Source organism: Xanthomonas sp. NCPPB 1826 (genome assembly GCF_056725285.1).
On record NZ_CM161521.1, the window covers coordinates 3,552,879 to 3,576,479 of the forward strand.

Annotated in this window: 21 protein-coding genes and 1 riboswitch; of the genes, 13 read left to right on the forward strand and 8 right to left on the reverse strand. The window is 64.7% G+C overall.

Features of this window, described 5'->3' with window-relative positions; all coding sequences use genetic code 11:
• The first annotated feature begins 7 nt into the window (after positions 1–7).
• The 4 genes from AC1PLA_RS15085 to AC1PLA_RS15100 all read left to right on the forward strand — a co-directional run bounded on the left by AC1PLA_RS15085 (position 8) and on the right by AC1PLA_RS15100 (position 2,600).
• Positions 8–664, forward strand: coding sequence for a YceI family protein (locus AC1PLA_RS15085; RefSeq protein ID WP_104559810.1), 657 nt, complete (start codon positions 8–10; stop codon positions 662–664).
• Positions 665–666: 2 nt separating this feature from the next.
• Positions 667–1,230 (forward strand): cytochrome b, encoded by a 564-nt coding sequence (locus tag AC1PLA_RS15090; RefSeq protein ID WP_024939236.1) that lies wholly within the window; start codon positions 667–669, stop codon positions 1,228–1,230.
• An 11-nt stretch (positions 1,231–1,241) separates the two neighbouring features.
• On the forward strand, positions 1,242–1,811 hold the full coding sequence (locus AC1PLA_RS15095; protein ID WP_039526101.1) for a YceI family protein: 570 nt from the start codon (positions 1,242–1,244) through the stop codon (positions 1,809–1,811).
• A gap of 150 nt (positions 1,812–1,961) precedes the next feature.
• Positions 1,962–2,600 (forward strand): cold shock domain-containing protein, encoded by a 639-nt coding sequence (locus tag AC1PLA_RS15100; RefSeq protein ID WP_481104848.1) that lies wholly within the window; start codon positions 1,962–1,964, stop codon positions 2,598–2,600.
• Positions 2,601–3,020: 420 nt separating this feature from the next.
• Here AC1PLA_RS15100 and AC1PLA_RS15105 read toward each other — a convergent pair whose 3' ends face one another.
• Positions 3,021–3,251: a glutaredoxin family protein gene (locus AC1PLA_RS15105; RefSeq protein ID WP_481104849.1), complete on the reverse strand. Its 231-nt coding sequence runs from the start codon at positions 3,249–3,251 to the stop codon at positions 3,021–3,023.
• A gap of 85 nt (positions 3,252–3,336) precedes the next feature.
• Here AC1PLA_RS15105 and AC1PLA_RS15110 point away from each other — a divergent pair, with 85 nt between their 5' ends.
• Positions 3,337–4,719: an L-serine ammonia-lyase gene (locus tag AC1PLA_RS15110; protein WP_024939240.1), complete on the forward strand. Its 1,383-nt coding sequence runs from the start codon at positions 3,337–3,339 to the stop codon at positions 4,717–4,719.
• Between the two features lie 171 nt (positions 4,720–4,890).
• Positions 4,891–5,886 (forward strand): alpha/beta fold hydrolase, encoded by a 996-nt coding sequence (locus tag AC1PLA_RS15115; protein ID WP_481104850.1) that lies wholly within the window; start codon positions 4,891–4,893, stop codon positions 5,884–5,886.
• Between the two features lie 200 nt (positions 5,887–6,086).
• Here the strand turns inward: AC1PLA_RS15115 and AC1PLA_RS15120 are convergent, their stop codons facing one another.
• Genes AC1PLA_RS15120 through metX form a run of 3 tightly spaced genes read right to left on the reverse strand, consistent with a single transcriptional unit; the run spans position 6,087 to position 9,417 of the window.
• Complete coding sequence (locus tag AC1PLA_RS15120; protein ID WP_039512275.1) at positions 6,087–7,175, reverse strand: homoserine dehydrogenase family protein; 1,089 nt, start codon at positions 7,173–7,175, stop codon at positions 6,087–6,089.
• A complete protein-coding gene (locus AC1PLA_RS15125; RefSeq protein ID WP_039526086.1) occupies positions 7,172–8,389 on the reverse strand; it encodes an O-succinylhomoserine (thiol)-lyase in 1,218 nt (405 codons plus the stop codon). The genes AC1PLA_RS15120 and AC1PLA_RS15125 overlap by 4 nt, the downstream gene beginning before the upstream one ends.
• On the reverse strand, positions 8,386–9,417 hold the full coding sequence (gene metX / locus AC1PLA_RS15130; RefSeq protein WP_167707005.1) for a homoserine O-succinyltransferase MetX: 1,032 nt from the start codon (positions 9,415–9,417) through the stop codon (positions 8,386–8,388). The genes AC1PLA_RS15125 and metX overlap by 4 nt, the downstream gene beginning before the upstream one ends.
• A gap of 71 nt (positions 9,418–9,488) precedes the next feature.
• Positions 9,489–9,609, reverse strand: a riboswitch (SAM riboswitch).
• Between the two features lie 128 nt (positions 9,610–9,737).
• Between metX and AC1PLA_RS15135 the strand changes: the two genes are divergently transcribed.
• From AC1PLA_RS15135 to AC1PLA_RS15150, 4 genes are all read left to right on the forward strand, one after another.
• Positions 9,738–10,658, forward strand: a complete 921-nt coding sequence (locus tag AC1PLA_RS15135) for a M23 family metallopeptidase (RefSeq protein ID WP_349779855.1) — start codon at positions 9,738–9,740, stop codon at positions 10,656–10,658.
• Between the two features lie 122 nt (positions 10,659–10,780).
• A complete protein-coding gene (locus tag AC1PLA_RS15140; protein ID WP_481104851.1) occupies positions 10,781–12,385 on the forward strand; it encodes a peptide chain release factor 3 in 1,605 nt (534 codons plus the stop codon).
• Between the two features lie 75 nt (positions 12,386–12,460).
• Positions 12,461–13,105: a PAQR family membrane homeostasis protein TrhA gene (trhA, locus tag AC1PLA_RS15145; RefSeq protein WP_016902756.1), complete on the forward strand. Its 645-nt coding sequence runs from the start codon at positions 12,461–12,463 to the stop codon at positions 13,103–13,105.
• 49 nt (positions 13,106–13,154) lie between these two features.
• A complete protein-coding gene (locus AC1PLA_RS15150; RefSeq protein ID WP_425512328.1) occupies positions 13,155–15,119 on the forward strand; it encodes an AsmA family protein in 1,965 nt (654 codons plus the stop codon).
• 434 nt (positions 15,120–15,553) lie between these two features.
• On the opposite strand, the gene AC1PLA_RS15155 is transcribed toward AC1PLA_RS15150, so the two are convergent.
• Genes AC1PLA_RS15155 through mtgA form a run of 3 tightly spaced genes read right to left on the reverse strand, consistent with a single transcriptional unit; the run spans position 15,554 to position 17,731 of the window.
• Positions 15,554–15,982 carry a CBS domain-containing protein gene (locus AC1PLA_RS15155; protein ID WP_102585037.1) on the reverse strand — a complete coding sequence of 143 codons (429 nt, stop codon included), beginning with the start codon at positions 15,980–15,982 and terminating at the stop codon, positions 15,554–15,556.
• Complete coding sequence (locus AC1PLA_RS15160; RefSeq protein WP_425512326.1) at positions 15,942–17,048, reverse strand: glycosyltransferase family 2 protein; 1,107 nt, start codon at positions 17,046–17,048, stop codon at positions 15,942–15,944. Before AC1PLA_RS15160 ends, AC1PLA_RS15155 begins: the two co-directional genes overlap by 41 nt.
• Positions 16,991–17,731: a monofunctional biosynthetic peptidoglycan transglycosylase gene (mtgA, locus tag AC1PLA_RS15165; protein WP_053045599.1), complete on the reverse strand. Its 741-nt coding sequence runs from the start codon at positions 17,729–17,731 to the stop codon at positions 16,991–16,993. Before mtgA ends, AC1PLA_RS15160 begins: the two co-directional genes overlap by 58 nt.
• 74 nt (positions 17,732–17,805) lie before the next feature.
• Between mtgA and hslO the strand changes: the two genes are divergently transcribed.
• From hslO to AC1PLA_RS15180, 3 genes are all read left to right on the forward strand, one after another.
• Positions 17,806–18,696, forward strand: coding sequence for an Hsp33 family molecular chaperone HslO (hslO, locus tag AC1PLA_RS15170; protein WP_039519659.1), 891 nt, complete (start codon positions 17,806–17,808; stop codon positions 18,694–18,696).
• Positions 18,697–18,848: 152 nt separating this feature from the next.
• Entirely contained in the window at positions 18,849–19,685 is an 837-nt protein-coding gene (locus AC1PLA_RS15175; protein WP_039529771.1) for an XOO1806 family protein, read from the forward strand.
• Between the two features lie 242 nt (positions 19,686–19,927).
• A complete protein-coding gene (locus AC1PLA_RS15180; protein WP_481104852.1) occupies positions 19,928–22,777 on the forward strand; it encodes a TonB-dependent receptor domain-containing protein in 2,850 nt (949 codons plus the stop codon).
• A gap of 106 nt (positions 22,778–22,883) precedes the next feature.
• Here the strand turns inward: AC1PLA_RS15180 and AC1PLA_RS15185 are convergent, their stop codons facing one another.
• Complete coding sequence (locus tag AC1PLA_RS15185) at positions 22,884–23,492, reverse strand: TetR/AcrR family transcriptional regulator (protein ID WP_016902764.1); 609 nt, start codon at positions 23,490–23,492, stop codon at positions 22,884–22,886.
• Positions 23,493–23,601 lie beyond the last annotated feature (109 nt).

The window sequence follows — 23,601 nt, forward strand, 5'->3', positions numbered from 1 at the left end:
TCTGCCCATGACAACCCTCGCCCGCCTGTTGCTGCTTCCCGCCCTGGTCGTGACCAGCCTTGCCGCGACCGCCGCGCCGGTGCGTTACGCGCTGGATCCGGTGCACACGCGGGTGCTGTTTGCGGTCGAACATGCCGGCTTTTCCAAGGCGTTGGGCACCGTTTCCGGAACTAGCGGCACGCTGGTGTTCGATCCGGACGACTGGGCCTCGGCACGGCTGGACGTGACCGTGCCGCTGCGCCGCGCCGACCTGGGCGATGCCAAGTGGAACGAGGCCACCCTGGCACGCAACCTACTCGACGCCGAGCGCTTTCCCGACGCGCATTTCGTCTCCACGCAGGTGGAAGCCAGCGGCGAAAACCACGCCAAGGTCACCGGCAATCTGACCCTGCACGGGGTCACCCGCCCGGTCACCCTTGACGTCACCCTCAATGCGCTCAAGCGCCATCCATTGCCGCCGTTCCGCCGCACTGCCGGGTTCTCCGCCACCGCCACGCTGAGCCGTGCGGAGTTCGGTATCGACGCGTGGAAATCGATGATCGGCGATACGGTGGAGCTGCGCATCGAAGCCGAAGCCGTGCGCGAAGGCCGCGCCGACGACGACGCGCCGCAACCCCAAAACGCACCCACCGCCCCTGACGCTGCGCCCAGCCCGGAATCCTGAGCATGACCCTGAAGAACGTCGAACGCTGGGGCGGTGTCAGCCAGACCCTGCACTGGCTGATCGCTTTACTGATCCTGGTGCTCGGCATCGTCGGCCTGACCATGGGCGAATTGCCCAAGACGCCGAAATACTTCTGGGTCTACACCGCGCATAAATCGGTGGGCCTGACCGTGTTGGCACTGGTGATCGTCCGGCTGGGCTGGCGCCTTTATGCGGGCGCACCGCCGCCGGTAGCCGGCACCCCACGCTGGCAGGAACGCATCGCCGGGCTGACCCACTGGCTGCTGTACGCAATGATCTTTGCGATGCCGCTGTCGGGCTGGTTGTACGACTCCACCAGCGGCCTGCGCCCGTTCCGCTGGTTTGGCCTGTTTGCCGTGCCCAAGCTCAGCCCGCCGGACGAACAATTGCGTGCGGTTGCGCACTTCATCCACGAATGGGGCTTCTGGTTGTTGATTGCCGTGGTGCTGGCGCATGCCGGCGCTGCGCTCTACCACCACCTGTTCCAGCGTGACGCCACCTTGGTGCGGATGTTGCCGCGCGGCTGGCTCTCTTCCAAACCCTAAAGGATTCCCCCATGTCGTCCAGGTTGTTCGCCTCTCCCCTGCTGGTCGCCGCCTCGCTGGTGGCCACGTTCGCCACCGCCCCGGTCCTCGCTGCCGACTACGTGCAGGCGCCCGGCTCGTCGCTGGTGTTTGCCAGCAAGTACGACGGTGAAGTGTTTACCGGCAAGTTCCCCGGTTTCGACACCACGCTGAGTTTCGACCCGGCCAATCTTGCCGGCGCCAAGCTCGATGTGCGCATCCCGCTGGCCAGTGCCATCAGCGGCAACAACGACCGCGATTCGACCCTGCAGGGGCCGGACTTCTTCAATGTCGCCAAGTTCGCCACTGCGCGCTACCGCGCCGACAAGTTCCGCGCACTCGGCGGCAACCAGTACGCGGCCGACGGCACGCTGGAACTGCGCGGCGTCAGCAAGCCGGTCACGCTGACCTTCACCTGGACACCCGGCGCGCAGCCGGTGCTGGCCGGCAAGGCGCTGGTCAAGCGCCTGGACTTCGGCGTCGGCGGCGGCGACTGGGCCGATACCAAGACCATTCCCAACGAAACCGCGATCAGCACCAAGGTCGTGTTCAAGGCGAAGTAACGCCACCGGCCGCAACCGGACGCGGCCATTGAACGGCGGACTACCTCGTCGGGTCCGCCGTTTTTTTGTGCCTGGCGGCCGGATGACACCGTGCGACAGCTAGACTCGGCATCCATCCCAGGGACGCCGCCGATGCGCACGCATGGAACCTTGACCCGCTGGAATACCGATCGCGGCTTCGGCTTCATCACGCCGGCGCAGCCGGGTGATGATTTGTTCGTGCACATTTCAGCGTTTCCACGCAGCGCGGACGCACCACGCATCGGCGAGCTGATTTCTTTCGAGATCGAACCGGGCAAGGATGGACGACGGCAGGCAGTGCGCGTGATGCGCGCTGGCGCGCAGTCAGCCGAACGTGGCGCACGCCGGCAGCATGCGGCAGCGCGATCACCATCGACCCGTCGCTCGCTCGGGCTGGGCAAGGTCATGTTGCTGCTGCTTGTGGCAGGTGCTGGCGGCTATGCGTACCTCAATCGGGACACGCTGATGCCAGGCTCTGCGCCTACTGAAACTGCGTCAGCAGCTCCAGCACGGGCACCGGCAAACAGGACGCTGCCAGACCGCGCAGCGCTCCAGAGCTCGCCAGCACTAACGGCAGCTGCAGCAGCAGGCACAACGTCGGCCACACCCGCACCCGCACCCACGCCGCACGACAGCTGCGGCGGCCGCAAACACTGCTCGCAGATGACCTCCTGCGACGATGCCACCTGGGTGCTGCGCAACTGCCCCGACACAACGATGGACGGCGACCACGATGGCGTGCCCTGCGAGCAGCAGTGGTGCCATTGAATCAATACGGCTGACACCTTGAACGGGCGGCCGACACGATTCGTTTGTTAGCCCCATCTTGTTGGATGCAGTTAAAAGCCGAGGTCAAACGCTGAATCGGTCGAGGGCGCGATGCCCTCACCAGACAGATGCCGGTTGTGTTGTTGAAAACCCTACACAACGACCAGCTCGACGGGTCCTTGTCCGTCCACCGTCGCGGGACCTTACGCGGCATGGATGCCGCGTAAGAGCCTATATGGGCGTACTTGCGGCGTGCCCCGCGAGGGTGGGCGGGCACAAGGGCCCTGCAGCCAAGTAGCGGATCGGCCGCCTTGCAGCGAAGGCCCAGATCATCCGCTCCGCACCAGACCGGCACGACGTCGTTTTCAGCCACTTCAGATCCAAAATCTAGCGCGTACCGGAGGCGAACACGCCGCTTCATCACGTGCCGGCATTCAACCACTCGCGCAACCGCCGGCTGTCGAATGGCCAATCCAGCTCGCGCCCGTGCGCATCGCCCAACACCGGCACGCGCTCCCCATAAGCGGCCTCAAGCGCCGCATCGCCGTCGATGAAGACACTGCCGAACTCGCCTGCGCGTGCCTGCGCCAGCACTTCCACGGCCTGGTCGCACAGGTGGCAATCGTCGCGCTGGTACAAGATCAAGGCCATCGGAAGCTCCCATGCTGCGCTGCAGCCGTGCCGCAAGCGCCGAGCGACTAGAATAGCCGCCTTTACGCTCACCTCTCCGGCAAGCATGGCTGTCAGCACGTTCGACCTGTTCAAGATCGGCATCGGTCCGAGTTCCTCCCACACTGTGGGGCCGATGCGCGCGGCAGAGCGCTTCGTGCATCGTTGGCTGCTGGATGCCGGCCGCCTGCAGGACGTGGTGCGCATCCGCGCCGAAGTCTTTGGCTCGCTGGCCCTGACCGGCCGCGGCCACGGCACCGACAAGGCCGTGCTGCTCGGCCTGGAAGGCCACCGCCCCAACCTGATCGACCCGGACATCATCCCGGCCACGCTGGAGCGCATCCGCACCAGCAAGCGCATCAGCCTGATGGGCCAGCACGTCATCGCCTTCGACGAAAAACGCGACCTGCCGATGAACAAGCGGCAGAAGCTGCCGTACCACACCAACGGCATGCGCTTTACCGCCTACGATGCCGATGAAGCGGTGATCGCCACGCGCGATTACTACTCGGTCGGTGGCGGCTTCGTGGTCAACCAGGACGATGCCGCCGACGACCGCATCGTGGCCGACGAAACGCCGCTGCCCTACCCCTTTCTCAGCGGCGACGAGTTGCTCGCGCAATGCGCGCGCAGCGGCCTGAGCATCGCCGCGCTGATGTTCGAAAACGAAAAGAGCTGGCGCAGCGAGGACGAGATTCGCGCGGGTCTGCGCGAGCTGTGGGCGGCAATGCAATCCTGCGTGGAGCGCGGCATCCGCCAGGAAGGGACGCTACCGGGTGGCCTGAACGTCTCTCGGCGCGCACCGGCGTTGTATCGCGAACTGTCGTCCAAACCGGAAGCGGCAATGCGCGATCCACTGACCACACTGGACTGGGTCAATCTCTACGCACTGGCCGTCAACGAGGAAAACGCAGCCGGTGGCCGCGTGGTCACCGCGCCCACCAACGGCGCGGCCGGCATCATCCCGGCGGTGCTGCATTACTTCGACCGCTTCTGCCCCGGCGCATCCGAGCAGCGCATCTTCGACTTCCTGCTCACCGCTGCGGCCATCGGCATCCTCTACAAGGAAAATGCCTCCATTTCCGGCGCCGAGGTCGGCTGCCAGGGCGAAGTGGGCGTGGCCTGTTCGATGGCCGCCGGCGGCCTGGTCGCCGCGCTGGGCGGCAATCCCGGGCAGATCGAAAACGCCGCGGAAATCGGGATGGAACACAACCTGGGCCTGACCTGCGACCCGATCGGCGGCCTGGTGCAGATTCCCTGCATCGAACGCAATGCAATGGGCGCGGTCAAGGCGATCAACGCCAGCCGCATGGCCATGCGTGGCGACGGCAAGCACAAGGTGTCGCTGGACAAGGTCATCAAGACCATGCGCGACACCGGCCGCGATATGCAGGACAAATACAAGGAAACCAGCCGCGGCGGCCTGGCGGTCAACGTTATCGAATGCTGAGCCGGGCGTGGCCCCGGGCCGCGCCATGTATTGCAGTCACTCTCCAGGCATCGCGAAACTGGGCAATGCATCCAACGGCAGCGCCCGCCGATTCAGTCGCATGCCAGCGCTGTACGTCCCCACCACATGCCGCCATGTACCGTCTGACGCTGGATTCCGACGGAGATCGCGATGCGACAGCTTGCCTGCACTCTCGCCCTGGCCCTGGCCTGCGGCCCTCTGATGGCACAGGAAACCAGCTACGGCCCGCGCCTGGAAGGCTTCGACTACCCCTATCCGGTCAAGACCTTTGCGTTCACCTCGCAACGGCAGCCGCTGGAAATGGCGTACCTGGATGTCGCGCCCACCGGCAAACCCAATGGGCACACCGCCGTGCTGCTGCATGGCAAGAACTTCTGCGCCGCCACCTGGGAGCAGACCATCGCCGCGTTGAGCACCGCCGGCTACCGCGTCATCGCGCCTGACCAGGTGGGCTTCTGCAAGTCCAGCAAGCCGGCCGCCTATCAGTTTTCCTTCGCGCAACTGGCCGGCAACACCCAGGCGCTGCTGAAGAAGCTGGGTATCGACCGTGCGGTGGTGGTCGGCCATTCGATGGGCGGCATGCTCGCCATCCGTTACGCGCTGATGTATCCGCAGGCCACCGAGCACCTGGCCTTGGTCGACCCGATCGGCCTGGAAGACTGGAAGGCCGAAGGCATTCCGTGGCGCAGCGTCGACGCCTGGTACGACAACGAACTGAAGATCAGCTTCGAGCGCATCAAGAAGTATCAGATGGAGGTCTACTATGCCGGCCAGTGGAAGCCCGAGTTCGAACGCTGGGCGCGTATGCAGGCCGGCATGTCGCTGGGCAACGGCCGGCAGGTGGTTGCCTGGAACCAGGCGCTGACCTACGACATGGTGTTCAACCAGCCGGTGGTCTACGAACTGCCCAAACTCAGCGTGCCGACCACGCTGTTCATTGGTCTCAAGGACCGCACCGCGATCGGCAAGGACACCGCACCGCCGGAGGTCAAGGCACGTGTCGGCGATTACACCAAACTGGGCAAGCGTGCGGCCGAGGCGATTCCGAACGCGAAGCTCGTCGAATTCGCCGACCTCGGACATTCGCCGCAGGTGCAGGACCCGACACGGTTCAATGCCGCGTTACTGAAGGCGATTGCGCCGTAAGCAATGCCAGCAGCGGTGCGATTGGCGTGACCAACGCGTCCTCGGAAGCTGCAGCTTGCGCATACGCGAGCTGCAGCTGAGCCGTTTGCAAGGTGCAGAACAGCCGGCAGGCCATCAACACGCGTAGCGATCCAATCGACAGCGCGCGCACCCACAGCCGCGCTCAAAGAGCGCCGGCGCCTTTCCATGTCCTTAGCCGGCTACCCAGCCACAATCCGCAACACATCATCCAGCAACGCCGCCGCCGTCACCTCGGCCCCCGCGCCCGGACCCTGGATCAGCAATGGCTGCTGGCGATAGCGATCGCTGCTGATGGCGACACGGTTATCGGTGCCGGCGCCGCCGGCCAGCGGGTGATCCAGCGCCAACTCGCGCAAGCCGACGCTGGCACCATGTGCGTCCACACGGCCGACGAAGCGCAGGCAACGCCCCGCGGCACGTGCCTGCTGCCAGCGCGCGCCGACCACCGCATCCAGCGCGCCCAGTTGCGCATCCAAGGCGTCAAGCGGCAACCGCGCAATGCTTGCGGGCACCAGCGACTCCACATGCACCTGTTCGGCTTCCAGCTGCCAGCCCGCCGCGCGCGCCAGGATCAGTAACTTGCGCCGCACGTCCTCGCCCGACAGATCGATGCGCGGGTCCGGCTCGGTATAGCCGGCCGCCATCGCCTCACGCACACAATCGGAAAACGCGCCACTGCCGTCGTAGCGATGAAACAGCCACGCCAGCGATCCAGACAACACGCCTTCGATCGAATGGATATGGTCGCCGCCCGCCACCAGCGCGCGCACGCTGCTCAGCACCGGCAACCCCGCTCCCACGGTGGCGCTATCGCCGTAGTGCGCACCGCTGGCGTGACGCGCCGCGTGCAAGGCCTGCGCCCGCGACAACGCGGTGCCCTGGCCCAGCTTGTTGGCAGTGACCACGTGTACGCCACGCAGCAGCCACTCCGCATGCCAATCGGCAACGACCTCGCTGGCGGTCGCATCCACCAGCACATCGCCGGCACGCAAGGCCGTGGTTTCCGCCCAGGGCTGCAGCACGGCCTGGCCACGCGGCGCGGCATTGGCCTGTTGCAAGGCCTGTGCGGCGCTGGTGCCGCAATCGTGGGCAATACGCGAATTAGCCAACCAGTCAAAGCGCGGCAACTGCAGCTGGCGCTCCTGCAGCGCGGTGTAGCGTGCCACGAACGCTCGCCCCACCGTCCCGGTGCCGAGCAAGGCCAGCCGTGGTGTCGGCGTCACCGCTGCCGCCGAAGCGCGGCGCGAAACAGGCAGCACAGTGCTCACGCGTCGACCTGTTTGCGGCTTGCGCTGGTCAGCGTCGCTTCGGCACGCGCCAGGCCGGCGCGCAGATCGATCAAAAGGTCTTCTGCCGATTCGATACCGATCGACAGCCTCAGCAGGCCATCGGAAATACCGGCCGCAGCGCGGGCTTCGGCGGTCATCGCCGCATGCGTCATCGAGGCCGGATGTGCGATTAGGCTTTCCACACCGCCCAGCGACTCGGCCAGGGTGAAATAACGCAGGCCATCGACAAACGCGCGCACTGCGGCTTCGCCACCGTCGAGCTCGAAACTCATCATCGCGCCGAAGCCCTTCTGCTGGCGCGCAGCCAGTGCATGACCCGGATGCGCAGCCAGACCGGGGAAATACACCTGGTTGACCACCGCATGCCCGTCCAGCAGCTCGGCGATGGCGTCGGCGTTTTCCTGATGCACGCGCAGGCGCGCATCCAGCGTGCGCAGACCGCGCAAGGTGAGGAAGGCATCGAACGGCGAACCGGTCAGGCCCAGCGCATTGGCCCACCACACCAGTTGCTGATGCAGCTCGGCATCGCGCGCGACCACCGCACCGCCCACCACATCGCTGTGGCCGTTGATGTACTTGGTGGTGGAGTGCAGCACCAGGTCCGCCCCGAACTCCAGCGGCTTCTGCAGCGCCGGCGACAGGAAGGTGTTGTCCACCACGGTCAATGCGCCAGCCTTCTTCGCCGCCTCGATGACAAAGCGCAGATCGGTGATGCGCAACAACGGGTTGGACGGGGTTTCGATCAGCACCAGCTTGGGTGCCTGCGCCAGCGCATCGGCCAGCGAACGCGGGTCGGTGAGGTCGGCGGTGATCAGCGCGAAGTGGCCCTTCTTGGCCAGCGCGTTGAACAGGCGCCAGCTGCCGCCGTAGGCATCGTGCGGCACCACCAGGGTGTCGCCCGGCTGCAGCAGCGCATTGAGCACCAGATTGATCGCGCCCATGCCGGTGGAGGTGATCACCCCACCCGCGCCGCCTTCCAGCTCGGCCAGCGCTTCGCCGAGCAGATCGCGGGTCGGGTTGCCGCTGCGGGTGTAGTCGTACTGGCGCTTGTTGCCGAAACCATCGAAGGAGAAGTTCGACGACAGCACGATCGGCGGCGTCACCGCACCATAGGCAGTGTCGCGATCGATGCCGGCGCGGACGGCGGCGGTGGCGGCGGTACAGGGGGCGTCGGCGGGGTCACGAAAGCTCATGCGGTTTCTCCGGTGATGCGAAGGGCAGTGGCGAGGATCGCGTCGATGCGATCGATTTCTTTCAGGAAGGCGTCATGGCCATACGGCGAGCGCAGCACGCGCAGACTGCCGCGCGGCCCCAACCCTTCGACCAGGCTGACCAGGTCGGCCAGCGGCACCAGGCGGTCGCCTTCCACCGCAACGACGACGGTGGGCACGCGCACCTGCGCCGGGTCGATGCGGTGCAGGTCGATGGATTCGGACAGCCGCAGGTAGGCGGTCACCGGCGTGCGCGCGACGTACTGCGCGCCGGCGGCATCCAGGTAGTCTTCGGCGGCCACGCGCACGCGGCCATTGATCACTTCCGGCGGCGCGTCGAAGCGCTCGCTGAATTCTTCCGGGGTGCGATAGCTGAGCATGGCGAACTGCCGTGCCAGCGCCAGCCCATGGTTTTCGGCACATTGCAGCTGACCCAGCGCCACCGCGCGGCGCTGCAGTGCACGCCAGGCGGCGGCATAGGGATGGGCGCGATGCGCGCCACTGACCGCAACCAAGGTACCGACGCGGGCGGCATGGCGGGTCGCGAACTGCAAGCCGACCAACGCGCCGTATGAGTAGCCGACAAAGCCGTGCAAACGCGCGATACCCAGCGCATCCAGCAAGGCGGCGATCGCATCGGCCTGGTCGGCGGTATCGATCGGCGCATCCAGCGTGCCATCGGCACCGAGAAAATCGAACGCCAGCAGGCGCCGCGATGCCGGATCCAGCGCGCGGCCGGCACCCACCAGGCCATCCACCCAGCCCTTCTCGGGGAACAGGTCGCTGGCGGCCAGATGGCGATGCGCGGAAATTCCGCCGGCCACGAAGACCACCGGCGCATTGGCGGCGCCGATCAGTTCATATCGCAGCCGCAGCTCGCGCATGCCGGCATGGCGCATCGGCAAGGCAATGACAAGCTCGCCGCGCACGGCAATCAAGCCGTCGTCGGTGGCGGCGGGTGTCTCGGCGTATTCGGTCGGTGTCGGCGATGCTGTATTCACGAGGCTCATGGCGATATCCGGGGTGGATCGGCCATCGAGCTTCGCGGGAGCTCGCGTTCGACGTGCGCAAGGCACGATTCGAACCATCTTTCGGCGGACGCAGAGGTCCCCGCAGGATTTGGCACCAAACGCGGGCGCTTGCGCGATCCGCTGGCTGCCCCGGCATCAAAGGGCCTGTCCCTCCGCCGGTCTCGATGGTGAGGTTAAGATGCCACCGCTTTTTTGCGATGTCAATCTCTTCATGCGGATGGAAAGATATATTTTCATCCGATACCACTGCGGCCTGTGATGGACCGCATACTTGAGGCCCCTTCGTTCGAGCCGATCGCGTGCCCCACCACGTGTCTCGCAGCGCCTTGCCCGCCCTCGCCTGGCCTTTTTTGCTCGCGGTTCTGGCATGTGCCGCACCCGCCAACGCGCAGCAGCGCTGGCATTGGCCCGGTGCAGCAAACACGACTGCGAGCTCGCCAACAGTCGCAGCGGCACAGACGGCGCCCGCATCGCCCGGCACCGGCCCGTCACTGCAGTTGGAGTGGCAGGCACCGGCCCACCTGGCCTGGGTCAGCAACCCGCTGGCCGGGCCCGCGCAGGTGCAGCTGAGCGCACCGCCCAGCGAGGATTACCGCGCCGTGCCGCAGTTGCCGCTGACGGTGCAACTGGCTGCGCACGAGCGCCGCCTGCTCGCCCGGCTGTATCCGGCCAGCAACCAGCGCAGCCTGGGTGGGCTTGGACTCAAGCTCGACGTGGTGCCCGGCGATCCGCAGGCCCGCCCGCAGCAGCAAGTGCGCTACCAGCTCCCGTTTCGCGATGCGCCGGTCCAAGTGGACCAGGGCTTTGGCGGAGCCTTCAGCCATACCGATGCGCCCAACTGGTACGCGGTGGACTTCGCGCTGCCGCAGGGCACGCCGGTGCTGGCAGCGCGCGAGGGCGCGGTCATGGAGGTGCGGCGCGATGTCATCGAAGGCGGCCCGCATGACCAGGCCGCCGGCGCCGGCAACCTGGTGCGGGTGCTGCACGCCGACGGCAGCATGGCCATCTATGCCCACCTGGCACCCGATGGCGTTGCAGTACGCCCAGGCCAGATGGTGCGCACCGGCGAACGCCTGGGCGCCTCGGGCAGTACCGGCTTCAGCACGGCCCCGCACCTGCATTTTTCGCTCCAGCGCAATGCGGACATGCGCCTGATCTCGTTGCCGTTCCGGATGCTGGGCCCGCAGGGCGAGTTGCAGTTCCCCTCGCCGGCGCCGTGAAGGCGGCCGGCCTGCCGACCGGAAAGCCCCGTACCAGAGCCACAGAAGCCGGCGGCAGCGAAGTCGCTATAATCTCCGGCTTCCTCAGTTTCCGCAGGCGTCCGACCGGGCGCGCTCAGCCCATGTCCGACGTCTCCAACGAAGCCGCGCGCCGCCGCACCTTCGCCATCATTTCCCACCCCGATGCGGGCAAGACCACGCTGACCGAAAAGCTGCTGCTGTTCGGCGGTGCGATCCAGATGGCAGGCTCGGTGAAGGGCCGCAAGGCTGCCCGTCACGCCACCTCGGACTGGATGGCGCTGGAAAAGGAGCGCGGCATCTCGGTCACCTCCTCGGTGATGCAGTTCCCGTACGAGGGCAAGATCGTCAACCTGCTCGACACCCCCGGCCACGCCGACTTCGGCGAGGACACCTATCGGGTGCTGACCGCGGTCGACTCGGCGCTGATGGTCATCGACGTCGCCAAGGGCGTGGAAGAACGCACCATCAAGCTGATGGAAGTCTGCCGCCTGCGCGACACCCCCATCATGACCTTCATCAACAAGCTCGATCGCGAGGGCAAGAACCCGATCGATCTGCTGGATGAAGTCGAAACCGTGCTCGGCATCCAGTGCGCGCCAGTCACCTGGCCGATCGGCATGGGCCAGCGCCTGAAGGGCGTGGTGCACCTGATCACCGGCGAGGTGCACCTGTACGAGCAGGGCCGCAACTTCACCCGTCAGGATTCGACCATCTTCCCGTCGCTGGATGCGCCCGGCCTGGCAGAAAAGATCGGCGCGCAGATGCTGGCCGAGCTGCGCGACGAACTGGAACTTGTGCAGGGCGCCAGCAATCCGTTCGACCTGCAGGCCTACCGCGCCGGCCAGCAGACCCCGGTGTTCTTCGGCTCGGGCGTCAACAACTTCGGCGTGCAACCGCTGCTGGATTTCTTCATCGAGCACGCACCGCCGCCGCAGGCGCGCGAGACCACCGGCCGCCGGGTCGAGGCGACCGAAGCCAAGCTCAGCGGCTTCGTCTTCAAGATCCAGGCCAACATGGACCCGCAGCATCGCGACCGCGTGGCCTTCATGCGCGTGTGCTCGGGCAAGTTCACCGCCGGCATGAAGGCACTGCACGTGCGCAGCGGCAAGGACGTCAAGCTGGCCAACGCGCTGACCTTCATGGCCTCCGACCGCGAAATCGCCGCCGAAGCCTGGCCGGGCGACGTGATCGGTATCCACAACCACGGCACCATCTCCATCGGCGACACCTTCACCGAAGGCGAATCGCTGTCGTTCACTGGCATTCCCAACTTTGCGCCAGAGTTGTTCCGGCGTGCGCGCCTGCGCGACCCGCTCAAGCTCAAGCAGCTGCAAAAGGGCCTGGCCCAGCTGTCCGAAGAAGGCGCCACGCAGTTCTTCCGCCCGTTGATGAGCAACGATCTGATCCTCGGCGCGGTAGGCGTGCTGCAGTTCGACGTGGTGGCCTACCGGCTCAAGGACGAATACGGCGTGGACGCGATCTTCGAGCCGGTCAGTGTCACCACCGCACGCTGGGTACATTGCGACAACGCCAGGAAGTTGGAGGAGTTCCGCGAGAAAAACGCCGGCAATCTGGGCATCGACGCGGCCGGCCAGCTGGTGTATCTCGCACCGACGCGTGTGAATCTGCAGCTGGCGCAGGAACGCGCGCCGGACGTGCGCTTCTCTGCCACGCGCGAACACGCGCATGCCAAGGCAATCGATTGACCGCGGCTTGAACCGGCGCCTGCGACCGCACTTGCTGGCGATGCGAATTGCTCGCAATTGCGGTACCTTTTTGGCATGAACGCAGACGCCTCCCCCTCGACCGACCTGCGCGACGAGATAGCCAGTGCCGTGACCCACGGCCTGGGTGCCATTGCCGCATTGGCCGGTGGCTCGGTGCTGATCACGCTGGCCGCCATCTATGGCGACGGCTGGCAACTGGCCACCTCCATCGTGTTCAGCGCCACCCTGGTGTTGCTGTACGTCGCCTCCACGCTGTTTCATGCCATCCCGCATCCGGGCGCCAAGGCGCGCCTGCAGGTGCTCGATCACTGCGCGATCTATCTGTTGATCGCCGGCACCTACACCCCGTTTACGCTGATCAATCTGCGCGACTCCTGGGGCTGGGGATTGTTCGCCGCGATCTGGACGATCGCCGCTGCCGGAGTGGTCTTCAAACTGTTTTTCACCGGTCGTTTCCGCCTGCTGTCGACGGTGCTGTACTTGGCGATGGGTTGGCTGATCGTCGTAGCGATCCAGCCGTTGCTGCGCTCGGTCGATACCTGGTCTCTGTGCTGGCTGCTGGCTGGCGGACTCTTCTATACCTTGGGCACGTATTTCTACCAACGCGACACCCAGCGCTATTTCCACGCGATCTGGCATCTGTTCGTGCTGGCGGGCAGCGCTTGCCACTTCGTTGCGGTGATTGCGCAAGTGATGTGAGACGCGATCTTCGGCGCGTTCGCGCGCCGTGCACGAGGCATCGCCAACCATGGCCCGCGTGAACAACGTGACCGATACCTCAGCTGCACCACCTTCCCCCACGCCACGTCGTCGACGCTGGCTGGTCGGGCTTGCCATCGTCACCGCCGCCGTGGTGATCTTCGTGCTGCTGTTCCAGTGGAACTGGCTGCGCGGTCCGGTCGAACGCCTAGTCAGCGCCAAGACCGGTCGCGAATTCCATCTCGGCTATCTGGACGTGAAGCTGGGCCGCACGACCACCGTGCGCGGCAATCGTCTGAGTCTGGCCAACGCAGCGTGGTCCAAGCGCGGGCCGATGGCCGAGCTCAATTCGGCCGAGATCGATGTCGAGTTGTGGCCGCTGTTGCGCGGCAAAGTGCGTCTGCCGGAAATTCGTCTGGATCACCCAACCGTCTTGTTGGAAGCCGGCGACGACACCCATCCCGGCAACTGGGTATTTGACCAGGACGGTGGCGATGGCACGATGCCGCGCCTTGGCCGCCTGCTGGTGAACAACGGGCGCCTGCAGTACATCGATGCAGCCAATCGCTCGGACGTGGATGTGGCGATCAACAGCCTCGCACCACCGAGCAGCGACCAGCGTGCCGCACCGATCGGCATCGACGGCAAGGGCCGCTGGAAGGGCTATCCCTTTACGCTCAAGGGCAACACCGCCTCGCCGCTGGAGCTGAGCCAGAGCGAGCACCCGTTCCGTATCGATCTGCGCGGCAGCGCCGGCGCTACCCGCACGCACGTGCGCGGCACCTTGACCAACCCGTTCCAGTTCCAGGTCTTCGATCTGCAGATGGCGCTCAGCGGCCAGGACATGCAGGATCTGTATCCGCTGACCGGCGTGGCCATGCCGTCGACCCCGCCGTACAAGCTAGACGGCCATCTGCGCCGCAACGGCCAGCTCTGGCGCTACGAAAAGTTCACCGGTACTGCCGGCGACAGCGATCTGTCGGGCACTGCAGAAGTGGACCTGCGCAACAAGCGTCCGTTCCTGCGTGCCGATCTGGCGTCCAAACGCCTTGACTTCGACGACCTGGCAGGGTTCGTCGGCGCCCCCCCTAAGACCGGCGCGAACGAGTCGGCAAATGCCGAACAGAAAAAACAGGCGGCACAGCTCGCAGCCAGCGCGCGCGTGCTGCCCAGCACCCCTTACGACTTGTCGAAGCTACGCGCGATGGACGCGCAGGTACGCTGGCGCGCACAGCGTATCAATGCGCCGTCGTGGCCGCTGGACGACATGGATGCCTCGCTGACATTGAAGGACGGCTTGCTGCAGCTGGACCCGCTGAACTTCGGCGTTGCCGGTGGCGATATCCGCTCCACCATCCGCATGGATGCCCGCAACGAGGTGATCACCACACAACTCAGGGCCGGCCTTCGCGGCATTCGGCTGGATCAGCTCTTCCCCGATACCGCGCTTGCCAAGCAGGCCTCGGGCGCCATCGGTGGCGAATTCGACCTGCGTGGCCGCGGCAACTCGATCGGCGCGATGCTCGGTACCGCCGACGGCACGATCGGCGTGGGCATGGGCCGCGGCCATGTCGGCAATCTGATCATGGAACTGGCCGGGCTGGATATCGCCGAGTCGCTCAAGTATCTGGTCACCAAGGACCGCCAGATTCCGGTGCGCTGCATCTTCGGCGACTTCGGCGTGCAAGACGGCCTGATGCAATCGCGTGCGCTGGCCTTCGACAGCACCGACACCATCATCATTGGCGAAGGCAGCATCAGCTTGAAGGACGAGACGCTGGACCTGCTGCTGCGCCCACGCCCGAAAGACCGCAGCATCCTGAGCCTGCGCTCGCCATTGCGGATTGGTGGCAGCTTCAAGGACCCGACCTTCCGTCCCGACTTCAAGGCATTGGGTCTGCGCGGCGCGCTTGCGGTCGGCCTGGGCATGATCGCTCCACCCGCCGCGTTGCTAGCAACCTTCGAACCGGGCCCCGGCAAGGACAGCGATTGCGGCGGCAAATTCGCAAAGTAAGTGCACTACAGCACTTTGGGCCGCCAGGAAACCTGTCGAATGCTGTAGCGATGATGACAAGGTGTCGATCGCATGCAAGTGTATTGACGGATGCAGTGACCCCAAAACTGCAGAGATGGCACGGATCGAAAGGAGCTGATCAGACCGCAGTCCTCAAACGACCGCACGGCCTGCACTGCTTGCACTATGCACACCGAGCCTCTCGACTGGTCCTTGCCCGTCCACCGTCGCGGGACCTTACGCGGCATGGATGCCGCGTAAGAGCCTACAAGGATGTACTTGCGGCGTGTCCTGCGATGGTGGGCGGGCAAGGGCCTTGCGACCAGGCCGCAGATCAAACGCTCCAAAGCTGATCTATCGGCTCGCCACACTCCTCAAGCTATGTCGATCAACAGCGTTCAAGACAAAACGCAGGGAACGTAGCCGGCACGACCCTAGCTGGCGATGTAACGCTGCAACTGATCGATATCGCGCTGCTGGTTCTCGATCACCGCCTTGACCAGATCGCCGATGGAAATCACGCCCTGCACGCGGCCGTTGTCGACCACCGGCAGATGCCGGAAGCGTCCATCGGTCATCAACTGCATGCAGCTCTCCACCGTGTCCGACAGCGACACTGTCACCACCTGGGTACTCATGATTTCGGAAACGCTGGTGGTCGATGAGGCGCGATCGCGCAGCACCACCTTGCGCGCGTAATCGCGCTCGGACACGATGCCGACCAGGCGTGGCCCGTCCATCACCAACACCGCGCCGATGCCTTTGTCGGCCATCAGGCGGATCGCCTCGATCACTGCGGCGTCTGCCGCTACCGCAAACACCTCAACCTGTTTGGTCCCCAACAGCTGTCGTACGGTCTGCATGGCCCGCTCCGCGCTTGGTCTGGTGGTCGCAGACTACTCCCACCGCGCCGCGGTGGGTATCGACCAGGTAGAGCGGACGCTGCTTGGCCTCGTCATACAAGCGGCCCAGGTATTCGCCGATCAGGCCCAGGGCGATCAGCTGGATACCGCCAAGAAACAGGATCACCGACATCATGGTCGGCCAGCCGGCCACCGGGTCGCCCATCAGCGCCGCCTTGATCACCACCCAGCCACCGAACAGGAATGCCACCAGCGCGGTGAGCAAGCCCAGATAGGTCGCCACGCGCAGCGGCACGGTGGAAAAGCTGGTGATGCCATCCAGCGCGAAGTTCCACAGCCGCCACACCGTGAACTTGCTGCGCCCCGACAGCCGCGCCGCGCGCCGGTACGGCAATGCCACCTGGCGAAACCCGACCCAACCAAACAGCCCCTTCATGAAACGGTGGCGCTCGCGCAGCTGCTGCAAGGCTTCCACCACCCGCGGCGACAACAGCCTGAAATCCCCGGTATCGGCCGGAATCGGTGTGCGCGACAACTGCCGGATGACCCGGTAGAACGCATGCGCCGCACTGCGCTTCAGCCAGCTCTCGCCCTCGCGGAAAATCCGCGTGCCGAAGATGTTGTCGTAACCGGCACGCCATAGTGCGACGAACTCGGGGATCAACTCCGGCGGGTCCTGTCCATCGGCATCGAGCAGCACCACCGCGCCGGGCAGCACATGGTCCAGGCCTGCAGAAATGGCCACTTCCTTGCCGAAGTTACGCGACAGCCGCACCGCACTCACCAGCGCATCGGCATCGGCAAGTGCCTGCAACACGCTCCAGGTGCCATCGCTGCTGCCATCGTCGACATACAGCACATGCGTCTGCACTTCACTCAGGCCCGCCAGCACTGCGCACAGGCGCGGATGCAGCAGTGGAATGCTGGTTTCTTCGTTATAGGCTGCAATCACCACCGTCAAGCGGTCTGCTGCCACCGGCAATTGTGCGGGTCCGGACGTCTGCACGCTCACGGCGCCTGCAGATACGCAGGGCCACCCAGCTGGCGCGCCTGCCGCTGGATCCATGCCGTTCGCCGTTGCACATAGGCGCCTGGACGACGCGCGTCATAACGGCGTGGCGAGGGCAGCACCGCCGCCAGGCGCGCCGACTCGGTCGGTGACAACCCAGCCGCATCCTTGCCCCAGAATTGCCGGGCAGCGGCCTGCGCGCCATACACCCCGTCACCGAACTCGGCCACGTTGAGATACATCTCCAGAATGCGCTGCTTCGGCCACAGCAACTCGATCAGTACCGTGTACCAGGCCTCCAGGCCCTTGCGTACCCAACTGCGGCCCTGCCACAGGAACACGTTCTTGGCGACCTGCTGACTGATCGTGCTGGCCCCGCGCACGCGCCCACCGCGCGCATTGTGATCGCGCGCCTTTTCGATCGCCTGCAGGTCGAAGCCGTGATGCTCCGGAAACTGCTGATCCTCCGCAGCCACCACCGAAATCGGCAGGCTGGCGGCGATCCCGTCGTAGTCGCGCCATTGCTGGTGCAGCGAAAAATCCCAATCGCCCTCGCCCCAGGCTTCCAGATAACGCCCCACCATCATGCTGCTGATCGGCGGATCGACCACCCGCAGCACCAGCACCTGCAGCACGCTCGCGGCGGCAAACAGCAGCGGTGCTGCCAACAGCCAACGTAGCCAGCGCCGCGCGCGCCGCGGTGGCGCCACCTGCTTGCCATCCAATGCATCCGTCCCCATTGTTCGCTACGACCTTTCATCCCGATGCTCGTTGCATTATCCGGCAACCGGCGTCCCTTACGTCCGATGTTCCCATGACCGATCACGATCAGCTTTCCCGTTTCCTGCTGCCTGCTGCCGGCGTGCGCGGCGTCCATGTCCGCCTGACCCAGGCCTGGCACGACATCCAGGGAGCCGCCGACTACCCGCCCGCCGCGCGCCAGTTGCTTGGCGAGGCGGCGGTGGCCGCCGCCCTGTTCACCGGCCACACCAAGGTCGACGGGCGCCTGTCGGTGCAACTGCGCGGCAACCAGACGCTGCGCACCCTGTTTGCCGAATGCACTGCGGCCGGCACCTTGCGCGGCATCGTGCAACTGGCCGACGGTGCCGACGCGCCCACCGACCTGCGTGAACTGGGCGAGGCCGCGCTGCTGGCGATCACCATCGAGAACCCCGGCCTGGACCCGCGCGAACCGCAGCGCTACCAGAGCCTGGTCGGCATGCAGGCGCCGGATCTGGCCGAGGCCTTCGAGACCTATTTCCACCAGTCCGAGCAGCTGCCGACCCGCCTGCTGCTGGCAGCGGGCCCGGACCAGGCCGCCGGCCTGTTGCTGCAAAAGCTGCCCGGCGACGAGGGCGACACCGATGGCTGGACCCGCATCGGCGCGTTGTTCGACACCTTGGGTGCACCGGAATTGCTCTCGGTCGCCAGCGAGGACCTGCTGCACCGGTTGTTCCACGAGGAAGACACCCAATTGCTGGGCAGCAAGCCGCTCAGCTTCGGCTGCTCCTGCTCGCGCGAGCGGGTCGCCTCGATGCTGCAGTCCCTGGGCGAAGAAGAGGCACGCGCCGCTGCCGAGGCAACCGGCGAGGTCGAGGTCCGCTGCGAGTTCTGCGGGCGTGAGTATCACTTTCCGTTGACCGCGCTGGACGTACTTTTCAGCGAGGCGCAGCCGTCGCTGGACGCGCCGGAAAGGTTGCAATAGATAGCGTTGACGCCGCGTTCTGGGGAACGCAGCCACTTGTTAAATAATCATAAACGCCCTAGCATTCTCATTGCCCGCTCTCGGGAACTTAACAACTGGCCCTGGGTCTGAACTCTGGTATGCGCCACCTTCTTCGCCTTCCGCTCGCTTTGCTGGTTGCCCTCGCGGCAGCCACGGGTGTGCATGCGCAGTCGGCGTCCCAGCAGTTGCGTGAGAGCACCATCCTGCCGGTGTGGAACAAAGGCAGCGGCAAGGTCGAAGCCTTTCTGTACCTGGAGCCCACTGGTGAGCAGAAGGCCGGCGCACGCTGGCACTTCGGTCGCAACTCGCTAGACGCAGCCTTTGGCCTGACTTCCGGCGATTCGCTGGGCCTGATCTGCAACAGCAGCCGCGGCACCAACATCAACGGACTCGCCAGCCACTGCCTGCTCGCAGGCATCGGCGATGACGAAGAAGACAGCGCCGCTGCGTCGCGCCGCGTCTCGGCGACCCTGGGCTTCAACCGCGCTGGCACCCGCGCTGGCGTCACTGCCGGCACCGGCCGCGACACCCTGCCGGCCTGGTTGATCGGCGCCGGCAAGGCACCGCTGACCCGCGTCGAACAGAACGACCTGACCGTGTTCGGGCAGAAGAACATCGGCCGCGAAGGCTTCGTCTCGATCGGTGGCACGTATGCGCGCGCCCGCCTGGTACCGCTTGCCGACGTTTCGCCAGCGATCGCCGACCAGTGGGACAGCAAGACCTTGAGCGTCGGCGGCGGCTATGGCGCCTTCAGCGCCAACGTCATCGGCCGCGTTGTCGACGTCCCCGGCCAGCCGGAAAAGTGGGAAGGCCTGGGCCTGGGCCTGACCTGGCGCACCCCTTGGAGTGGCCAGCTGACAGTCGGCGCAGAGAACGTCATCTCCCGCGGCAAGAACCCGTTTGCGCCAAGCAACGAGAGCAACAGCGACGGTACGATTCCCTACGTCCGGTACGAGCAAGACCTCTAAGTCGTTGATTCAACAATAATTTGATAGGACGCCACCGGTTTGCGACTGGTGGCGTTTTTCGTTCTGGGCCTGCGCCCGAGGCTGCCTTTCACGTCTTTCTTCTTTTTCGTTAACGGGACTTTAATTTCTCGCATAACGCATATACCATCGGTTCACCCTGACGTTTTGGATCCGCTTCTTTCGGACCCCCCGACAGGCAAACAACCCTTGGCAGTACCCAAGATCACTTGGAGAGAGAGCTAATGAATTGCAAGTCCAACAAGCTGCGCGATGCAGTTGTCCTCGCGCTTGTCGTGGGCGTAGCCGGTACCGGTACCGCCGTCGCGCAGGAAGCCGGCACCACCAACCTCGACAAGATCGAAGTGACCGGTTCGCGCATCAAGCGCGCCGACGTTGAAACGTCGCAGCCAGTCTTCACCATGAGCCGCCAGCAGATCGAATCGCAGGGTTTGACCTCGATTGGCGACGTGATCCAGAACATCAGCTCGGGCGGTTCGGCGCTCAACAGCAATGTCAACAACGGCGGCAATGGCGAAACCCGCGTCAACCTGCGCAACCTCGGCTCCAACCGCACCCTGGTGCTGGTCAATGGTCGTCGCTGGGTCGGCGGCACCGGCCTGGGCGGCGCGGTCGATCTCAACACGATTCCGACTGCTGCCGTCGAGCGCATCGAAGTCCTGAAGGACGGCGCCTCCACGATTTACGGCTCCGACGCCATCTCTGGCGTGGTCAACATCATTTTGCGTCAGAACTTCGATGGCGCCGAAGCGAACGCGTACTTCGGTCAGTACGACAAGGGCGACGGCAGCCGTGAGTCCTACGACTTCACCATCGGCTCCACTGGCGATCGTTGGCACGCCACGTTGGGCGTTGGCTACGTCAAAGAAGAGCCAGTCTGGGCAGGTGATCGCGAAATCTCGTCGGTCCCGGTGTTCGGCGCCGTTGCCGGCACCGGCAACAGCACCACGATTCCTGGCGGTCGCTTCGGCATCTTCGGGCCGACCGGCACCAGCGCCACTGGCACACCCACCTTTGGCGCAACGCGCTTCAACGGAACGCCTGGGTTCTCCATCACCAATAACGGTGGTACGACCTCGCGCAACTACACTGCAGCCGACAGCTACAACTTTGCGCCGGCTAACTATCTGGTGACCCCGCAGGAGCGCAAGTCGGTATTCGCCGACGCTGGCCTGTCGATCACGGACAATGTGCGCTTCAAGACCACGGTGACCTACAACGAGCGCGAGTCGAGCCAAATCCTGGCACCGATGCCGGTCGTTCTTGGTCGCTCCGCGCCCGGCACCAACGGCGCAGATATCGTTATTTCGGCAAACAACATTTACAACAACACCGGCCGCGATATCGACTACATCCAGTACCGCGCCGAAGAGACCGGCGGTCGCATCTTCACCCAGAACGTCAAGACGTTCGGGTTTAGCGGCGCATTCGAGGGCGATTTCGAAGTTGGCCAACGTTTCTTCAGCTGGGAAGCCGGGATGTTCTACGGCAAGAATGACCAGACCGATCGCACCACCGGCCTGTTCAATATTTCTGCACTGCGTAACGCGCTTGGCCCGTCGTTTGTCGACGCTGGCGGTGTAGCACGCTGCGGTACCGCTGCCAGCACGATCGACGGCTGCGTGCCGATGAACATGTTGAGCGGCCCGGGCTCGTTGACCCCGGAAATGCTGGGTTACGCTGGCTTCAATGCACATGACCTCTATGGGTACGAGCAGAAGACCTATTTCGGCAACATCGGCGGCGAGCTGTTCGACCTGCAGGGAGGTGCATTTGCATTCTCCTTTGGTGCTGAACACCGTGAAGAGTCGGGCTTTGACGATCCGGACGCGCTGATCAACTCCGGTGACACCACTGGCAACGCACGTACCGCGACCAATGGCGGCTACAAGCTGGACGAAGCCTACCTCGAACTCGCCGTGCCGCTGCTGGCTGACCTGCCGGGCGCACAGTTGCTGGACTTCAGTCTGGCCACGCGTTATTCGGACTACAGCAACTTCGGCGACACCACCAACAGCAAGTTTGGTTTCCGCTGGAAGCCGATCACTGACTTGATGATCCGTGGTAACTGGTCGCAAGGCTTCCGCGCACCATCGATCAACGAGCTGTTCCAGGGCGTAAGCGATACCTTCGAAGACGTGCGTGATCCTTGCGCAGGCTCCTTCAGCGATGGCTCCGTCAACGGAACGCGTCCGGGTTCGTGCGGCGCAGTGCCAGCCTACGCTCAGGCCAACCCGCAGGTGCGTACCGCTACTGGCGGCAACCCCAACCTGCAGCCGGAAACGTCGACGTCCAAGACCTTGGGCTTTGTGCTCAGCCCGAGCTGGGTCACTGGTCTGGATATCTCGCTGGACTGGTGGAACATCGAGATCGAAGATGCGATCGACACGCAGACCGTGCAGGAAACCCTGGACAGCTGCTATTTGGCAGGCATCGCCAATGCTTGCTCGCTGATTCAGCGCGAACCTACTGGCGAAGTGTCGAATCTGCTGGCAGTGCCGAACAACATCGCAAGAATCGAGGCTGAAGGTTACGACCTGACCGTGGGCTATCGCCTGCCGGACACCGCGTGGGGCAGCTTCAGCCTGGTGTGGGACTCGACCTATATGAGCAAGTTCGTGGTCGAGAAGCCGCTGCAGGATCCCGAAAACCGCGTTGGTTTGTATCGTGGCGGCTCGGCACAGGACAACAACTGGCGCATCCGCTCCAACCTGATGCTCAATTGGGAATTGGGCGATGTCGGCGGCTCGGCATCCATGCGCTACTACAGCTCGCAGGTCGAAAACTGCACCGGCGCCAACGTGGCGACTCCTGCAAACGTGGCACTGCTGTGCTCGGATCCGGATCGTGTGACCGCTGCAGGTGCGGCGCCGCGCAATCATGTTCCCAGCGTGACCTACACCGATCTGGCCGCGTACTGGAAGGCCCCGTGGAACGCCCGGGTGACCGTCGGCGTGAATAATGCCTTTGACCGCGATCCGCCGCAGGCTGCCACGGCGTTTGCCAATAGCTTTGACCCGCAGTACGAAATCCCGGGTCGCTTCTACTACATGCGTTACACCCAGAAGTTCTGATATTCGTCCGCTTAAGTAATACGTAAAATTAAAAACCGCGACTCGGAAGAGTCGCGGTTTTTTTTGCTCAACGATCGAACATCAGCTTATGCCGGACGACTGAAGCCTATCCCGGAATCAACGTCTGAATCACATGCTCGACGTAAGCTTCGAAGTCTTCGCGGGCTTGCTTGGGTTGCTGCAGTTGCAGCGAGAGCTGCAGGAAGCCAACGTAGGCGGCGTAGGCCAGGCGGGCGCGGTGTTGGGCGTCGGTGCGGCTCAGGCCGGCCTGACGGAACGAGGCGATCAGGTAGTCGAGACGGCGCTGCGAGACGCGGTCGATGACCGGGCGCACGGCCGGGTGGTCGAGTGCCTTGAGCAGTTCGCTGTAGATGACGTGCGGTTTGACTTCGTGGGCGACCAGTTGGAACAGCGCGCGCAGGCGTGCGCTGGGGTCCGGGACGTCTTCCAGGCTGCCGAATACTTCCTTCTGTTCAAAGATTTCCCAGCGTTCCAGGGCTGCCTGCAGCAAGGCATCGCGCGAGGGGAAATGCCAGTAGAAGCTGCCCTTGGTCACGCCGAGACGGCGTGCCAGTGGCTCCACCGCAACGGCGCCCACCCCTTGTTCTGCGATCAGGTCCAGTGCGGCCTGCGCCCAATCGTCCGCGCTGAGGCGGTTGCCGCGACCGGACGTGGCGCGGGGCGTGGTGAGGCTTGGGTCGGTGATGTCATTCATTGCCGCGATTTAACCATACGCTTGAGTCAGTTGCAGTATGCATCACAAAAAGGACACACAACTGCCACGATTCAATGGCTTAACCGTCCATACCAAGGAGTATTGACAG

Coding starts and splice junctions, on each gene's coding strand:
- AC1PLA_RS15125 (WP_039526086.1), bottom strand. CDS start 8,389: ATGAGCTTTCGTGACCCCGCCGACGCCCCCTGTACCGCCGCCACCGCC.
- AC1PLA_RS15180 (WP_481104852.1), top strand. CDS start 19,928: ATGAATTGCAAGTCCAACAAGCTGCGCGATGCAGTTGTCCTCGCGCTT.
- hslO (WP_039519659.1), top strand. CDS start 17,806: ATGACCGATCACGATCAGCTTTCCCGTTTCCTGCTGCCTGCTGCCGGC.
- AC1PLA_RS15110 (WP_024939240.1), top strand. CDS start 3,337: ATGGCTGTCAGCACGTTCGACCTGTTCAAGATCGGCATCGGTCCGAGT.
- AC1PLA_RS15090 (WP_024939236.1), top strand. CDS start 667: ATGACCCTGAAGAACGTCGAACGCTGGGGCGGTGTCAGCCAGACCCTG.
- AC1PLA_RS15185 (WP_016902764.1), bottom strand. CDS start 23,492: ATGAATGACATCACCGACCCAAGCCTCACCACGCCCCGCGCCACGTCC.
- AC1PLA_RS15160 (WP_425512326.1), bottom strand. CDS start 17,048: ATGGATCCAGCGGCAGGCGCGCCAGCTGGGTGGCCCTGCGTATCTGCA.
- AC1PLA_RS15155 (WP_102585037.1), bottom strand. CDS start 15,982: ATGCAGACCGTACGACAGCTGTTGGGGACCAAACAGGTTGAGGTGTTT.
- AC1PLA_RS15085 (WP_104559810.1), top strand. CDS start 8: ATGACAACCCTCGCCCGCCTGTTGCTGCTTCCCGCCCTGGTCGTGACC.
- mtgA (WP_053045599.1), bottom strand. CDS start 17,731: ATGGGGACGGATGCATTGGATGGCAAGCAGGTGGCGCCACCGCGGCGC.
- trhA (WP_016902756.1), top strand. CDS start 12,461: ATGAACGCAGACGCCTCCCCCTCGACCGACCTGCGCGACGAGATAGCC.
- AC1PLA_RS15150 (WP_425512328.1), top strand. CDS start 13,155: ATGGCCCGCGTGAACAACGTGACCGATACCTCAGCTGCACCACCTTCC.
- AC1PLA_RS15115 (WP_481104850.1), top strand. CDS start 4,891: ATGCGACAGCTTGCCTGCACTCTCGCCCTGGCCCTGGCCTGCGGCCCT.
- AC1PLA_RS15095 (WP_039526101.1), top strand. CDS start 1,242: ATGTCGTCCAGGTTGTTCGCCTCTCCCCTGCTGGTCGCCGCCTCGCTG.
- AC1PLA_RS15140 (WP_481104851.1), top strand. CDS start 10,781: ATGTCCGACGTCTCCAACGAAGCCGCGCGCCGCCGCACCTTCGCCATC.
- AC1PLA_RS15105 (WP_481104849.1), bottom strand. CDS start 3,251: ATGGCCTTGATCTTGTACCAGCGCGACGATTGCCACCTGTGCGACCAG.
- metX (WP_167707005.1), bottom strand. CDS start 9,417: ATGAGCCTCGTGAATACAGCATCGCCGACACCGACCGAATACGCCGAG.